The sequence below is a fragment of the Streptomyces sp. NPDC056296 genome, from assembly GCF_042268605.1.
Taxonomy (GTDB): domain Bacteria; phylum Actinomycetota; class Actinomycetes; order Streptomycetales; family Streptomycetaceae; genus Streptomyces.
The window spans coordinates 1-14777 of sequence record NZ_JBHJRX010000108.1 but is presented as its reverse complement, the minus strand read 5'-3'; the positions used below and the strand labels follow the sequence as shown (position 1 = coordinate 14777).

The 14777-nt window shown below is 72.7% G+C and carries 15 protein-coding genes and 2 pseudogenes; 10 read left to right on the top strand and 7 right to left on the bottom strand.

The window, feature by feature from the left end; translation table 11 throughout:
- Positions 1-89 (top strand): annotated as a pseudogene (locus tag ACFCZF_RS39895) (fasciclin domain-containing protein); the annotation flags it as partial.
- A gap of 245 nt (positions 90-334) precedes the next feature.
- Here ACFCZF_RS39895 and ACFCZF_RS39890 read toward each other — a convergent pair.
- On the bottom strand, positions 335-787 hold the full coding sequence (locus ACFCZF_RS39890; protein ID WP_375910636.1) for a flavodoxin family protein: 453 nt from the start codon (positions 785-787) through the stop codon (positions 335-337).
- A 204-nt stretch (positions 788-991) separates the two neighbouring features.
- Here ACFCZF_RS39890 and ACFCZF_RS39885 point away from each other — a divergent pair, with 204 nt between their 5' ends.
- On the top strand, positions 992-2245 hold the full coding sequence (locus ACFCZF_RS39885) for a phosphatidylserine/phosphatidylglycerophosphate/cardiolipin synthase family protein (RefSeq protein WP_376675830.1): 1254 nt from the start codon (positions 992-994) through the stop codon (positions 2243-2245).
- A gap of 30 nt (positions 2246-2275) precedes the next feature.
- Here ACFCZF_RS39885 and ACFCZF_RS39880 read toward each other — a convergent pair.
- The 3 genes and pseudogenes from ACFCZF_RS39880 to ACFCZF_RS39870 all read right to left on the bottom strand — a co-directional run bounded on the left by ACFCZF_RS39880 (position 2276) and on the right by ACFCZF_RS39870 (position 4109).
- Positions 2276-2777 (bottom strand): annotated as a pseudogene (locus tag ACFCZF_RS39880) (GNAT family N-acetyltransferase).
- 118 nt (positions 2778-2895) lie between these two features.
- Positions 2896-3624, bottom strand: coding sequence for an alpha/beta fold hydrolase (locus ACFCZF_RS39875; protein WP_376675829.1), 729 nt, complete (start codon positions 3622-3624; stop codon positions 2896-2898).
- 80 nt (positions 3625-3704) lie between these two features.
- Entirely contained in the window at positions 3705-4109 is a 405-nt protein-coding gene (locus ACFCZF_RS39870; RefSeq protein WP_376675828.1) for an ATP-binding protein, read from the bottom strand.
- Positions 4110-4264: 155 nt separating this feature from the next.
- Here ACFCZF_RS39870 and ACFCZF_RS39865 point away from each other — a divergent pair, with 155 nt between their 5' ends.
- Genes ACFCZF_RS39865 through ACFCZF_RS39845 form a run of 5 tightly spaced genes read left to right on the top strand, consistent with a single transcriptional unit; the run spans position 4265 to position 9720 of the window.
- On the top strand, positions 4265-5569 hold the full coding sequence (locus ACFCZF_RS39865; RefSeq protein WP_376675827.1) for an NAD(P)/FAD-dependent oxidoreductase: 1305 nt from the start codon (positions 4265-4267) through the stop codon (positions 5567-5569).
- Positions 5566-6309 carry a DUF1365 domain-containing protein gene (locus ACFCZF_RS39860; protein WP_376675826.1) on the top strand — a complete coding sequence of 248 codons (744 nt, stop codon included), beginning with the start codon at positions 5566-5568 and terminating at the stop codon, positions 6307-6309. The genes ACFCZF_RS39865 and ACFCZF_RS39860 overlap by 4 nt, the downstream gene beginning before the upstream one ends.
- On the top strand, positions 6306-7592 hold the full coding sequence (locus ACFCZF_RS39855) for a class I SAM-dependent methyltransferase (RefSeq protein ID WP_376675825.1): 1287 nt from the start codon (positions 6306-6308) through the stop codon (positions 7590-7592). The genes ACFCZF_RS39860 and ACFCZF_RS39855 overlap by 4 nt, the downstream gene beginning before the upstream one ends.
- Positions 7589-8908, top strand: coding sequence for a class I SAM-dependent methyltransferase (locus tag ACFCZF_RS39850; protein ID WP_376675824.1), 1320 nt, complete (start codon positions 7589-7591; stop codon positions 8906-8908). The genes ACFCZF_RS39855 and ACFCZF_RS39850 overlap by 4 nt, the downstream gene beginning before the upstream one ends.
- Complete coding sequence (locus ACFCZF_RS39845) at positions 8905-9720, top strand: DUF1295 domain-containing protein (RefSeq protein ID WP_376675823.1); 816 nt, start codon at positions 8905-8907, stop codon at positions 9718-9720. The genes ACFCZF_RS39850 and ACFCZF_RS39845 overlap by 4 nt, the downstream gene beginning before the upstream one ends.
- Before the next feature lie 41 nt (positions 9721-9761).
- Here the strand turns inward: ACFCZF_RS39845 and ACFCZF_RS39840 are convergent, their stop codons facing one another.
- Entirely contained in the window at positions 9762-10517 is a 756-nt protein-coding gene (locus tag ACFCZF_RS39840) for an anti-sigma factor domain-containing protein (RefSeq protein WP_376675822.1), read from the bottom strand.
- Positions 10517-11101, bottom strand: a complete 585-nt coding sequence (locus ACFCZF_RS39835; protein ID WP_375910603.1) for a sigma-70 family RNA polymerase sigma factor — start codon at positions 11099-11101, stop codon at positions 10517-10519. Before ACFCZF_RS39835 ends, ACFCZF_RS39840 begins: the two co-directional genes overlap by 1 nt.
- Before the next feature lie 310 nt (positions 11102-11411).
- On the opposite strand from ACFCZF_RS39835, the gene ACFCZF_RS39830 reads away from it, so the two are divergent.
- From ACFCZF_RS39830 to ACFCZF_RS39820, 3 genes are all read left to right on the top strand, one after another.
- The gene (locus tag ACFCZF_RS39830) at positions 11412-11939 is read left to right on the top strand and encodes a copper chaperone PCu(A)C (RefSeq protein WP_376675821.1); all 528 of its coding nucleotides are present in this window, start codon (positions 11412-11414) and stop codon (positions 11937-11939) included.
- A 194-nt stretch (positions 11940-12133) separates the two neighbouring features.
- Positions 12134-12646, top strand: coding sequence for a GNAT family N-acetyltransferase (locus ACFCZF_RS39825; protein WP_376675820.1), 513 nt, complete (start codon positions 12134-12136; stop codon positions 12644-12646).
- A gap of 173 nt (positions 12647-12819) precedes the next feature.
- On the top strand, positions 12820-12978 hold the full coding sequence (locus ACFCZF_RS39820; protein ID WP_376675832.1) for a hypothetical protein: 159 nt from the start codon (positions 12820-12822) through the stop codon (positions 12976-12978).
- Between the two features lie 83 nt (positions 12979-13061).
- Here ACFCZF_RS39820 and ACFCZF_RS39815 read toward each other — a convergent pair whose 3' ends face one another.
- Positions 13062-14636, bottom strand: coding sequence for an MDR family MFS transporter (locus tag ACFCZF_RS39815; RefSeq protein WP_376675831.1), 1575 nt, complete (start codon positions 14634-14636; stop codon positions 13062-13064).
- Positions 14637-14777: the final 141 nt, after the last annotated feature.

The window sequence follows — 14777 nt, the reverse complement described above, 5'->3', positions numbered from 1 at the left end:
ACGACTCGGCCAAGGTCGTCTGCGGCAACGTCAAGACCGCCAACGCCAACGTGTACATCATCGACACCGTCCTGATGCCCAAGAGCTGACGGCCCACTGGGGGCGGACGGCGCCGTGGGCGGTCAGGCAGACGGCCGCCCCCGGCGCCGTCCCCGGCCCGCCGGGGTGGCCGAGAACGACCGCATTGCTTGAGTAACGCAAGCGACGGCTGAAATGGCGCGCATGCCCAAGCCGCCGTTCGCCCCCGCGGCCCCGGCCGACCCGTACGCGCGCGCGTCCCGCGGCGGGAAATCCGCTCGCCGTGCGGGCGTGCCGCACGTCCTGCGTCAGCGGGTCAGTCCATCAGCCCGGCGGCGAGCGTCGCCCCCAGTTCCCAGCAGGCCTCCAGGTCGGCCTTGCCGGGCTCACCGGCCACGCTCACCGCCGGGGCCGCGCGCTGCCAGGCGAGGCCCGTCGTGACCGACTCGACGGCGCGCACCGCGCCGGTGGTGTCGCTGCCGCCGTGCACGTAGTAGCCGAAGGGCCGGCCCCGGGTCTGGTCCAGGCAGGGGTAGTAGACCTGGTCGAAGAAGTGCTTCAGGGCCCCGGACATGTAGCCGAGGTTCGCCGGGGTGCCCAGCAGGTATCCGTCGGCCTCCAGCACGTCGACGGCGGTGGCCGCCAGCGCCGCGCGCCGGACCACCCGCACCCCCTCGATCTCCGGCGCGGTCGCCCCGGACACGACGGCTTCCAGCATCGCCTGGCAGTTCGGCGACGGCGTGTGATGCACGATGAGCAAAGTGGCCACACCCCGAAGCCTGCCGTCCGGCACCCACCGACCGCAAGAAACACCACCGGGCCCGCCGCATGGATCAGGTCCTCGAAGGCGGGGGCGCGGGCGGGGTCCGCGCCGGCCCGGTGGTCGGGGGTACAGTCGGCTCGCCGCTCAGCCCGCGCCGGACCGGGCGCCGCGGCCCGACGTTTCCTCGTCGTGATCCGGCCAGGGAATGCCATGACCAGTACGCAAAAACCGCCCGAGCTGTCCCCGGCGGCCCCGAAGGCGCCGGGGGCGGCCGCAGCCACGCCCGCCGCCTCCGCCCCCGCTTCGGTCGATGCCCGCGTCGCGCGGATACGGCGGCGTCTGGAGCGGCTGATCGGGATCGCGGCGACGGAGGGCAACGCGCTCACCGTCCTGCGCAACGGGGACGAGATCTTCGCCGCGATGCTGGCCGGTATCCGCCGCGCCGAGCACACGGTGGACATGATGACGTTCGTGTACTGGAAGGGTGACATCGCCCGCCGGTTCGCCGAGGCCCTCGCGGAGCGGGCCCGTGCGGGGGTGCGGGTGCGGCTGCTGCTGGACGGGTTCGGCAGCAGGCTGATCGAGGCCGAACAGCTGCGGGCGATGGAGCGGGCGGGAGTGCAGGTGGCGTGGTTCCGCAAGCCGCTGTACCTGTCGCCGCTCAAGCAGAACCACCGCTGTCACCGCAAGGTCCTCGTCGTCGACGAGGAGAGTGCCTTCACCGGCGGGGTGGGAATCGCGGAGGAGTGGTGCGGCGACGCCCGCAACCCGCAGGAGTGGCGTGACACCCACGTCGAGGTCCGGGGCCCCGCGGTGGACGGCATCGCGGCCGCGTTCGCGCAGAACTGGGCCGAGTGCCACGACGAACTCTTCGACGACCGGGACCGGTTCGTCGAACACCGCCCGCAGGGCGGTGCCGTGGTGCAGGTGGTGCGGGGTTCGGCCAGTTTCGGCTGGCAGGACATGCAGACCCTGATCCGCGTGATGCTGGAGTCGGCCGAGGAGCGCTTCCGTCTGGCCACCGCCTACTTCTCGCCCGACGAGTACTTCGTCGAGCTGCTGTGCGCCACCGCGCGCCGCGGCGTCGAGGTGGAGATCGTGCTGCCCGGGCCGCACACCGACAAGCGGGTCTGCCAGCTGGCCGGACAGCACTACTACGAGGACCTCACCGCGTGCGGGGTGAAGATCTACCAGTACCAGCCGACGATGATGCACGCCAAGGTCATCACCGTCGACCACGTCGCCGCCCTGATCGGCTCGACCAACTTCAACCGCCGCTCCCTCGACCACGACGAGGAGGTCATGCTGGCCGTGCTGAACCCGGAGTTCACCGCGACACTGGACGAGCACTTCGAGGCGGACATGGCGGCCAGCACACTGATCCGGGCGGGCCGTTGGAAGAGACGCTCCGCCGTCCAGCGGGTGCGTGAGGTCGCCGTCCGGCCCATCCGCCGGTTCCTGTGAGCCCGGGCCACGGCAGGCCGTCCGGCCGGCTCAACTCGCGCCCCTAGAGCTCACGCCGAAGGAGACCCAGACGTCCGGTGGCAGGTCCGGGCGATGGGGTACCGGCCTGCGTTCCTCGGTCCACGCCTCGCCCGCGATCTCGGCGGCGACGTGGCGCCAGAAGCGAACCGAGGCCTGGTTGGCGTCCTGGAAGGCGACTTCCCACCGCCCCGGATGCCTGGCCACGATCTCCTGGACGGCCCGCAGCCCGACCCCTCTCCTGCGTCCCCCGCGGACGACGAAGAAGCTGTTCAGCACGCGGACCCGGCCGGTCAGGCACGAACGCGAAACCGGCGGGGCGGTTCCCACTCGTCAACAGGTACGGCGCCCAGTCGGCGTCGGTGAAGGCCGCCCGGAGCCGGTCGGCGCGGAAGGTTCCGTCCGGGCCAGGCAGTTGGCCGTCCGTCTCCGACATGTCATGGCGGAACATCAGCCACAACCGCTCCACCGTCGGACGGTCGGCAGCGGTCGCGGGGCGCACAACGACTGACATGGGACTCCTTCGCGGGGACTGATCGACCGGCCCTCCAGGGCATGAAAAAAGCCTCCCCGGTGGATACGTGTCCGTGCCCGGGAAGGCGTCGTTTCTCTGATGATCTTAACACGCGCGGTTACTCGCCGGCGACGACCACGAGGCCCTGGCGCAGCACCGGAGGTTCGACGGCCGAAGTGGCGAGCGTGAAGAGAGGGGAGGGGGACGTCTCGGGGGCGATCAGATGGGCGACGGCCGAGGATGCGGTGCGGTGCCAGCCGTCGTGGTGGCGGAGCATGGCGTGGTCGCCGTTCTCCACGATCAGCATGCCGGCCCGGGCGCCGGCGGTGCGGGCGCGGGAGACGTACGCGGCGGACTCCCCGGGATCGGTGATGCGGTCGCGGCTGCCGTGCAGGACGAGTACCTGCCGGTCCCGCAGCTGGGCGACGGGCTCGCCGGGCGGACACCAGGGGGCGAGGGCCACCACCCCCCGTACATGAGGGGCGTCCGCGGCTCGCAGGGCGGCCCGGCCGCCCATCGAGTGACCCAGCAGGACCACCGGCACGTCACCGACGAGGTCCCGCAGCTCGGTGAGCGCCCGCCGGGTGTCCCGCAGCGGCTCCGCGCCGACGCCGTTCCAGCCGCGGCTGCGGTAGCGCACCTGCCCCAGGAGTACGTCGTCGCGGTCGGTGTCCGCCTTCAGGGCGCGCAGGAAAGGGTGCATCCGGAGTGCCGCGAGGTGCCAGGGCCGCGCGGTCCGGCGGCTCTCCGCCCGGCCGCCGTGCAGCACCAGCACGGCCGCGCGCGTCCGCGGCGGCCGGCGGCGTACCAGAAGTGTTCTCGTCAACGGTTCGTCCTCCGCGCTCATCCGGGTCTCCTGCCCTTCCCTCCGTGATCCGTTGCCGCGCCGTGGACGGATGGGTGGGGCCCATCGAGCGTCACCGGCCGTCAGCACAGATCGGCCCATACAGTGTGCCCGCCCACGCCCGGACGGTCGCCCCACCGGGAGCACAGGGCGTCGACGAGGAACAGCCCCCGGCCGGTCTCCGCCACGCAGAACGACGGATGCCGCCACCGGGCCCGGACGAGGCCGACGTCGAAGGCGGCACCGGAGTCGGTGACCTCCACCCGCACCGAGGACCGGCCGCGCGGCGCGCACAGCACGGTCAGCGCGACCCGCACCGGCGGCCTGCCGTGCCGCAGGGCGTTGCTCAGCAGCTCGGTGACGATCAGCTCGGCGTCGAGGGCGAGCGCACCCGTGCCCCAGCGGTCGAGCTGGTCCCGCACGCCGTCGCGCACGGCACGCGTCCCGCACACATCCTGGCAGTCGGCCAGTTCGCAAGTGTCGTTCATGGTGTTTCATCCCTCTTCGTCTCCTCACAAGTGATTCGTTGCCGCTCGCCGCGCGGATGGCTCCGAACGATCGTCGGAACCTCCGCCAATCCGCCCGGGCCGCGGCCCCGGATTACCCACGCCAACGTTGATCACTGCGGGGTGGAGGAGAAGCGATGCCGCGAGCGTCAGGGGAGGCCCGGCCGGAACGTGCGGGGGCGAACGCCCGCCGTACGGCCGTCATCGGCAGCGGGGTGGCGGGACTGACCGCCGCGTACGTACTGGGTCACGCGCACCACGTCACCGTGTACGAGGCGGACGACCGCCTCGGCGGTCACGCCCATACCCACGACCTGACGTCGTCCGACGGCCGGGTCCACCGGGTCGACTCCGGGTTCATCGTCCACAACCGCCGCACCTACCCGAACCTGCTGCGCCTCTTCGACGAACTGGGTGTCGCCACGCAGGAGTCGGAGATGAGCATGTCGGTGCGGTGCGAGGGCTGCGGACTGGAGTACGCCGGCGCCCGCGGCCCGGCCGGACTCCTCGCCCGCCCGCGCAACGCGCTGCACGGCCCGTATCTGCGGATGCTCGCCCAGGTGCCCCGCTTCCACCGCGCGGCCCGGCGGTTGCTCCTCACGGATCCCGACCACACCCTCACCCTGGGCGCGTTCCTGGACCGCGAGGGCTTCTCGCCCTACTTCCGCGCCCACTTCATGACGCCGGTCGTGTCCGCCGTGTGGTCCTGCGACGCGACCACCGCCCTGCGCTACCCGGCCGCCTACCTGTTCCGCTTCCTGCACCACCACGGCCTGCTCGCGGTGGGCGGGTCGCCGGTGTGGCGGACGGTCACCGGCGGCTCCCGCTCCTACGTGGACCGGATCGCCGAACGGCTGCCCGAGGTGCGCACCGCCACCCCGGTCCGTTCGGTCACCCGCCACGCGGACGGCGTGGACGTCACCGCCGTCGACGGCACCACCGCCTCCTACGACCACCTCGTCGTCGCCGTCCACCCGGACCAGGCACTGGAGTTGCTGGCCGACGCGACGCCCGAGGAGAAGGAGGTCCTCGGCGCGTTCCGCTACTCCCGCAACGCCACCCTCCTGCACACCGACACCGCCCTGCTGCCGCGCGCACGGGGCGCCAGGTCGTCCTGGAACTACCTCATGCCGTCCTGCGACGCGGGCGCCGACCGGGTCCGCGTCAGCTACGACATGAACCGGCTGCAACGCCTCGACGCGTCCGACACCTACGTCGTCACGCTCGGCGGCGAGGACCGCGTCGACCCCGGCCGGGTGCTGGCCCGTATGACGTACGAACACCCCGTCTACACACCCGAGTCGGTCGCCGCCCAGCGCCGCCTGCCCGGCCTGCGCACCCCGGTCACCGCCTTCGCCGGCGCCTACCACGGCTGGGGCTTCCACGAGGACGGCTGCCGTTCGGGAGTGGAGGCCGCCGCGGCCCTCGGAGTGACCTGGTGACCGACGCCTCCCAGGGGCGGCCCGGTCTGTACCCGTGCGAGATAGGCCACGTACGCACCGAACCGGTCCACTACACCCTGCGCCACCGCACCTACATGTGGCTCGTCGACGTCGACCGGCTCCCCGTGCTGCCGCGCACCTTGCGCCCCCTGGCCGGATTCCGCGCGGCCGACCACTTCACCGGCGACGCCCCCTCCCTGCGAGCCGGCCTCGAACGCTTCCTCGCCACACGCGGCGTCGACCTGGAGGGCGGCAGAGTCCTGATGCTCGCCAACGCCCGCGTCCTCGGTCACGTCTTCAACCCGCTGACCCTGTACTGGTGCCACGGCCCCGACGGCGCCCCGCGCTGCGTGGTCGCCGAGGTGCACAACACCTACGGCGAACGCCACGCCTACCTGCTGCACCCCGACGAGGCGGGGATCGCGCACGTCGACAAGGACTTCTACGTCTCGCCGTTCTTCCCCGTCGACGGCGCCTACCGCATGCGGCTGCCGCTGCCGGCCGACCGCCTCGACCTGACCGTACGCCTCGACAGGACCGGCGCCCGGCCGTTCACCGCGACCGTCCGAGGCGTCCGGCGCGAGCCGACCGGGACCTCCCTGCTGCGCCTCGCGCTGCGGCACCCCTTCTCGACCCTCGCGGTGTCGGCCGGCATCCGCAGGCACGGCATCCGCCTCTACCTGCGCGGTCTGCCCGTCCAGCCGCGCCCGAGTCACCGCACCACGGAGAAAGCGACATGACCACAACCCATCCCCGCCCCGCCGCCGCTCCCAGGGTCCCGGGCGCCCGCAGCGCCCCGGTCGACCCGGCCCGCTGGCCAGACGTCGCCGTCCCGCCCCGCACCTCCCGGGCGCGCCGCGCCACCGCCGCGGCCGTCGTACGCCGGGCCCTGGACCGGCTGCCGCTGCGGGTGCGCTTCGCCGACGGCGACACCGTGGGCCTCGGCGGGCCGCTGGTGGAGGTCCACGACCCCGACGCGTTCCACGGACGGATCGGCGCCCAGGGCCTCATCGGCTTCGGCGAGTCCTACATGGCCGGCGAGTGGGACGCCCCGGACCTGGTCGGCGCCCTGACCGTGCTCGCCGCCAACGCCGCGGAGCTGGTCCCCGCCCCGCTCCAGCGGCTGCGCGGCCTGTGGGCCCAGCGGCAGCCCGCCGCCCGGCGCAACACGCCCGAGGGCGCCCGCTCCAACATCAGCAGCCACTACGACCTGTCCAACGACCTGTTCGCCCTCTTCCTGGACGAGACCCTCAGCTACTCCTCCGCCGTCTTCCTCGGCTTCCCCTCCCGCCAGGAGTCGCTCGCCGCCGCCCAGCGCCGCAAGATCGACCGGCTGCTCGACCTCGCCGAGGTCGGCGAGGGCACCCGTCTGCTGGAGATCGGCACCGGCTGGGGCGAGTTGGCGCTGCGGGCCGCCGCGCGCGGCGCCCACGTCACGACGCTCACCCTCTCCCGCGAACAGCGCGACCGCGCCGTCGAACGCGCCCACGAGGCCGGGCTCGCCGACCGCGTCCGGGTCGAACTGCGCGACTACCGCGAGGAGACCGGCACCTACGACGCCGTCGTCAGCGTGGAGATGATCGAGGCCGTCGGAGCCGAGTTCTGGCCGGTCTACTTCCGCACCCTCGACGACCGCCTCGCCCCGGGCGGCCGGGCCGCGCTCCAGGCCATCACCATGCCGCACGACCGCATGACGGCCGCCCGCGACACCCACACCTGGATCCAGAAGTACGTCTTCCCCGGCGGCCTGATCCCCTCCACCGACGCCATAGAAGAGACCGTCCGCTACCACACCGGGCTGCGCGCCGCCCGCCGTGACGGCTTCGGCGCGCACTACGCCGAGACGCTGCGCCTGTGGCGGGAGCGGTTCACCGAGCACGCCGACGAGGTCGGCGCCCTCGGTTTCGACGAGACGTTCCGGCGCCTGTGGACCTTCTACCTCGCCTACTCCGAGGCCGGGTTCCGGGCCGGCTACCTCGACGTCCAGCAGTACCTGTTCACCAAGGAGGGCCACGCCCGATGACCACCGCCCGCACCACCCGGCCGGGCGCCGCGCACCGGCTCGCCGCGCTCGTCGAGGACGCGCTCGGCGGCCCCCTCCCTGTCCGGCTGCGCGCCTGGGACGGCACCGAGACCGGCCCCGCCGACGGCCCCGTGGTCGTCGTACGCTCCCGGCGCGCGCTGCGCCGCCTGCTGTGGCAGCCCGGCGAACTGGGCCTGGCCCAGGCCTACGTCACCGGCGAACTCGACGTGGACGGCGACCTCGCCGACGGCCTGCGCCGGATGTGGGCGGCCACCCGCGAACGCCGCCTGCACCCGTCCCGCCTCGGCCTCGCCGACCGCGCCCGCGCCGCCGGCGCCGCCGCCCGCCTCGGCGCCGTCGGCCCCCGCCCGGCGACCCCCGCCTCCCAGGCCCGGCTGCGCGGCGGCCTGCACACCAAGTCCCGCGACCGGGCGGCCATCAGCCACCACTACGACCTCTCCAACGACTTCTACCGCCTGCTCCTCGACGACACCATGGCCTACTCGTGCGGAGTGTGGACCGACGAGAACACCGGTACGGACGTCGCGAGCGCCGCGGCCGCCCAGCGCGCCAAGCTGGAGCTGATCTGCCGCAAACTAGGCCTCACCTCCGGCGCCCGTCTGCTCGACATCGGCTGCGGCTGGGGTTCACTCACCCTGTACGCCGCCGAGCGGCACAAGGCACGGGTCACCGCGGTCACTCTGGCGCGGGAGCAGGCGGCGTACGTCCGCGAGCAGGTGCGCGAGCGCGGGCTGGAGGACCGGGTGGAGGTCGTCTGCCAGGACTACCGCGACATCACGGGCGGCGACTACGACGCCGTGTCCACCGTCGAGATGGGCGAGCACGTCGGAGACGCCGAGTACCCGGCGTTCGCCGCCGCCCTGCACCGCCTGGTCCGCCCCGAGGGCCGCGTCCTGGTGCAGCAGATGTCACGCGGCCGCAACGCGCCCGGCGGCGGTGCCTTCATCGAGGCCTACATCGCGCCCGACATGCACATGCGCCCCCTCGGCGAGACGGTCCAGCTCCTGGAGGACGCGGGGCTCGAAGTACGCCACGCCGAGTCCCTGCGCGAACACTACGTCCGCACGGTCACCGCCTGGGAACGCACCCTGGAGGCGCGCTGGGACGACTTCGTCGCCCTGGTCGGAGAGGAGACCGCGCGGGTGTGGCGGCTGTACCTGGTGGGCGGCGCGCTCGCCTTCGAGCAGCGGCGCATGGGCGTCGACCAGATCCTGAGCGTGCGGCCCACCCGGGAAGGCGTCAGCGGCATGCCCGCGACGCCGGGGGAGTGGTACGAGCGGGCGGCCCGTCCGTGAGCGGCTTCCCGTGGGGCGCGTTCGCCGTCGGCCTCGGCTGGGCGGCGGCGACCGCGCTCGCCGTCATGCTGGCCACCTTCGCCGTCGCCGTGCGCAAGGGCGTGCACCGTGTCGTGGACGTGGCGTGGGGTCTCGGCTTCGCCGCGGTCGCCGCGGTGACCTGCGCCGTAGCGGCGACGGCCGGGGAGGGCGACACGGGGCGTCGCGTCCTGGTCGCGGCCCTGACCGTCGTATGGGGCGTGCGCCTCGCCGCGCACATCGCCCGGCGCGGCCGGGGCCACGGCGAGGACCCCCGCTACGACGCCATGCTCGCCAAGGCACACGGCAACCGGAACCTCTACGCCCTGCGCATGGTCTACCTGCTCCAGGGCGCCCTGGTGTGGCTGGTGTCGCTGCCCGTCCAGGCCGCCTCGTACGGCTCCGGCCCGATGACGGCCCTGGCCTGGACCGGAGCCGCCGTCTGGGCCGTCGGGCTGGCCTTCGAGGCGGTCGGGGACGCCCAGCTGGCCCGGTTCAAGGCGGACCCGGCCAACCGGGGCCGCGTCATGGACCGCGGTCTGTGGGGCTGGACCCGGCACCCGAACTACTTCGGTGACTTCCTCGTCTGGTGGGGCCTGTTCCTGATCGCCTGCGACGCGGGCGCCCCGGCCGCCGCTGTGTCCGTCGTCTCGCCGCTGGTCATGACGTATCTGCTGATCGGCGGCAGCGGGAAGCGGCTGCTGGAACGGCGCATGGCCGACCGCCCCGGTTGGGCGGAGTACGCGGCACGCACCAGCGGCTTCTTCCCACGCCCGCCGCGTCGGAATCCGTAGCGGATCTCTCGGAGGGTGGGGGCCCGCGGGCCCCCACCCGTTCACGCCGGCATGCTCATCAGCGCGATCGGCGTGGTGGTCGGCTGCTCCGAGCCACCCGCCGGCTCCACGGTGATGCCGACGCCCGCCGCGTCGTCCACGTCACCCTCCATCAGCACCGCCTGGCTGCCGCGACCGGGCTCCATCAGGCCCGCCGACCGCATGGTGCCGTGGTCGTCGAACCAGAGCTGGTAGACCTTGCCGGCCGGCGGCTCGGCCATGCCCGAGGCCAGGAAGACGGCGCGGTCCTGACGGTCGGAGACGACCAGCGTCCCGCTCGCCCCGTCGGCCAGGCGCACGGTGCGCGAGGCGGCGTCGGGCGCGGCCAGCACCCCGGCCAGTTCCTCGGCCCGCTGCTGTGCCTGCGCGGCCCGGTCCCCGGCGTCCTGCGCCCGTTCGTACTGCCACGCCGCCGTGCCGCCGAGCCCGGCCGCCGCGGCCACACACGCCGCCAGCGCCCACCGGGCCAGGCCACGGGCCCGGGGCACGACGCGACGCGTCCGCTCCACCGTGCCGCCGCCGCGCGGCGGCACCTGGCGCACGGTGGTGATGCGGTGCAGCACCCGGTCCTTGAGCACGGGACCGGGCGAGACCGTGGCGGCCAGCCCCAGCCGCGCCGCCGCGGCGGCGAACTCCATGCTCTCCTGCTCGCAGGAGCCGCAGTCCGTCAGATGGCGTTCGAAGGCGGCCCGCTCGTCGTCGGGCAGCGCGTGCAGGGCGTAGGCGCCCGTCAGGCTGTGCAGGTCCTCGGTGCGCATCACGCGCTCACCCCCAGGCAGTCACGGAGCCGGATGAGACCGTCGCGCAGCCGCGTCTTGACCGTGCCGAGCGGCAGTGCGAGCGCCTCGGCGACCTGCCGGTAGGTCAGGCCGCGGTAGTAGGCCAGGGTGACGGACTGGCGCTGGATATCGGTCAGGGTGCGCAGACAGCGCCGCACCTGCTCCCGTTCCAGCCGTGTCTCCACCTGTTCGGTCACTTCGTCGTACTCGGGCGTACGGTCGAGCAGTGCGGCCTTGTGATCGCGGGCCGCCGCCGCCTCCACCGAACGCACCCGGTCCACGGCGCGCCGGTGGGCCAGGGTCAGGATCCAGTTGACCACCGTGCCGCGCTCGGGCCGGTAGCGGGGCGCCGTGCGCCACACCTCCACCAGCACCTCCTGCGCGACCTCCTCCGACTGCGCCTGGTCCCGCAGCACGGCCCGGGCGACGCCGAGAACGGACCCCGCCATGGCCTCGTAGACCGCGGCGAAAGAATCCTGATCGCCCAGGGCCACCTCATGGATGAGCTTCTGCAGATCTGGCTGGGCCGATGGATTTCTGCCGATGTGTACGGCTTCCTTCACGACGGTTTCTCCAAAAGAATGCGACGGGCGGGGGTGTCCCCACGTAATCCGGGGCCGCGCGGCCCGCGGATTGGTCGGGACGCCGCCGAAGGCGCAGGTGACCTCGCCCGTGCGGCCGGACACGGTGTCCCGTACGACGCGCCGGCTCCCCACCCTCCCACGCGGACCGTCGCACCGACCGCCCGTCCGCGGACCCGGCCGACCGGGTGCTCCCCGCCGGTCGTCCCTGACCAGCCGTATTACCAGCCGTTTACGGTCCGGCCCCGGGGCAACCCGGATGCGGATACCGGACCGCTGTACTGGAGGCCCCATGGTGCTCACCCGCGGGAGAACCGCCCGTTCCGCCGCCGCTGCCGTGCTGGCCGCGACGGCTCTGGCGCTGAGTGGCTGCGGCGGGGACGACAGTTTCGAACTACAGGACTGGCATGCACCCGGCCAGAACGCGAGCGTCGGAGACGTCCTGATCCGCTATGCCCACGTGGCGGAACCCAAGGGGGAGCCGTGGCAACCCGGTGACGACGTGCCGGCCTACGTCTGGCTCATGAACCAGGGCGACAAGACCGACCGGCTGGTAAGCGCGAGCAGCCCCAACGCGGAGTCGGTGAACATCGTGAACGCGGACGGCAAGCCCCTGCCGAACGGGGTGGAACTGCCGCCGAACAAGTTGCAGCAACTGGAGCCGACCAACAACCACCTGCTCCTGCGGGACGTACGCGAGGTCGTCCGCGGCGGTGACTTCATGAAGATCACCCTGAACTTCGAGAAGGCGGGCTCCGTCACGTTCAACATCCAGTCGCAGATCCCCGTCTACGACTCCAGCCCTTCCCCCAGCGAGTGAGGTAACGCCGGCCCTCGTGCGGGGTAAACTGAGGCCGTTCGCGTTCGATCAGGATCGTCAAGACCAGGACGAAAGGGAGGTGAGGTCGATGACCGTGCACGAAGCCGCTCTTCGCGGCGCCCGGGTCTCCCTCGCGTCCCGGGCCATGGCCTGACCCAGTCGAACGCAACCCGGAAACGGATCCTCATCCCGTCATGACCCATACCTGGAACACGCGCGCCGAGACCGGCGCCGACGTCCCCGTCATCCGTGACATCGTCCGCACCGCCTTCCCCACGCCGGAAGAGGCCACCCTCGTCGACGCCCTGCGCGCCGACCCCGAGGCCTGGATCGACGGACTGTCCCTCGTCGCGGTGGACGACGACGACCGCCCCGTGGGCCACGCCCTGCTGACCCGCTGCCACATCGGGGACAGCCCGGCGCTCTGCCTGGCACCCGTCGCCGTCCGGCCCGACCGGCAGAAGGGCGGCGCCGGCGCGGCGGCCGTCCGGGCGGCGCTCGCCGCGGCCGAGCGTCTGGGCGAGCACCATGTCGTCGTCCTCGGACACCCGGAGTACTACCCGCGGTTCGGCTTCGGCCGGGCCTCCGCCCACGGCATCGGCCTGACCATCGACGTCCCGGACGAGGCCCTCATGGCCCTCACTCTGGACGCCGCCCACCCGCTGCCCGCCGGCACCGTCCGCTACGCGGCACCGTTCGGCATCTGACGGCAGCGGGTCCACCCAGCCGTACGGCGCGGGTCCACCCCGCCGCACGGCAACCGGCCCACCGCGCCGCACGGCGGCGGGACTTCCTCCCGCCGCCGTGCGGCATTTTGCTTGGCCGAAAGTCTGACCCGACGCGTCCGGTCCCTCAGATCATCCACTTCACCTGCGACAAGGTGGTGCTGACCACCTCGATGCTGCCCGCCGGCACCACGGAGACCTCGTACGACGGCCGCGCGGCCTCGTCGTCCTTCGGTACGGACGGCGGCGTCCCCTACATGATCTACGAGGCGGGGGAGCGCCTGGCCGGGTCGATCGCGGTGGCCCGCGGCTGAGGCGGGCCGCACACCCCGACGGGGCCGCCCACCGAGATCGCTGGGCGGCCCCGTCGGGGTCTGCGCGTACTGCCCGCCGGCGGTCAGCCGACCGGCGCCGCCGGGCCCTTGTCGGCCGGGACGGCGGCGGCTTCGCCGGACTCCTCGGCGAGGCGCTCCAAGCCGCTGGTGGTCTTCAGCGGCTTCTCCTTGAGGAACACCACGGCGACCAGCGCCAGCAGCGCGAACGGCGTGGCGACGAGGAACAGGTCGGCCGTGGCGACACCGTAGGCGTGCTCGACGATGGACCGCATCGGCGCGGGCAGCGTGGACATGTCCGGCACGCTGCCCTCGCCCGAGCCCTCACCGCCGGGCACGGTGATGCCCGCGTTGCTGAGGCCCTTGGTCATCTCGCTGGCGACCCGGTTGGCGAGGATCGCGCCGAGGACGCTGACGCCGATGGTGCCGCCCATGCTGCGGAAGAAGGACAGTACGGAGGTCGCGGCGCCCAGGTCGGCGGCGGGCACGTCGTTCTGTGCGGCCAGCACCAGGTTCTGCATCAGCATGCCGACGCCGACGCCGAGGATCGCCATGTAGAGGCTGAGCAGTCCGAAGTGCGTCTTCGCGTCGATCGTGGCGAGCAGCGCGAGGCCGACGGCCATGAGGGCCGCGCCCGCCACCAGGTACCGCTTCCACTTGCCGGTCCGGCTGATCACCTGCCCGGCGACGGTGGACGACACCAGCAGGCCCAGGATCATGGGCAGGCTCATCAGGCCCGCGACGGTCGGCGACTTGCCCAGGGAGACCTGGAAGTACTGCGAGAGGAAGACGGTCCCGCCGAACATGGCGACACCGACCAGGAGGCTGGCGACGGTGGTCAGCGTGACCGTGCGGTTGCGGAAGATGTCGAGCGGGATGACCGGCTCGGGGGTGCGGGCTTCGACGAAGACCGCGGCGACCAGCAGCAGCACGCCACCGCCCGCGAGCGCACCGGTCTGCCAGGACGCCCAGTCGAACTGGTTGCCGGCCAGCGACACCCAGATGAGCAGCGCGCAGACACCGGCGACGATCAGGAAGGCGCCGAGCCAGTCGATGCGCACCTTGCGCGACACGGTGGGCAGCCGCAGCGTGCGCTGCAGCAGCGCGATGGCGAGCAGCGCGAACGGCACGCCGATGAAGAAGCACCAGCGCCAGCCCAGCCACGAGGTGTCCACCAGGACACCGCCGATCAGCGGACCGGCCACGGTGCCCACGGCGAAGACGGCACCGAAGATGCCGGCGTACTTGCCCAGTTGGCGGGGCGGGATGACGGAGGCCATCACGACCTGCGCGAGGGCGGTCAGACCGCCCGCGCCGATGCCCTGCACGACACGGCTGAAGATCAGTAGTCCGACACCGTGGGAGAAGCCGGCCAGCAGCGAGCCGACCACGAACATGGCCAGCGAGAGCTGCAGCAGGAGCTTCTTGTTGAAGAGGTCGGACAGCTTGCCCCACAGGGGCACCGTCGCGGTCATCGCCAGCAGTTCGGAGGTGACGACCCAGGTGTAGGAGGACTGGCTGGCACCCAGGTCGGCGATGATCGTGGGCAGCGCGTTGGAGACGACGGTGCCGGCCAGGATGGCGACGAACATGCCGGCCATCAGGCCGGACATGGCCTGGAGTATCTGCCGTGGGGTCATGGAGGTGGGAGGCGCGTCGGCGGGCGCCTGGGATGCGGTCACAGCATCCATACCTTTCTTCGTGGGTTGATCGCGGTCATTCGTAAGATCGGGACACCCAGGGATGCCGGGTGTGGCTGTCATGGCGTTGCCGCATTCGTG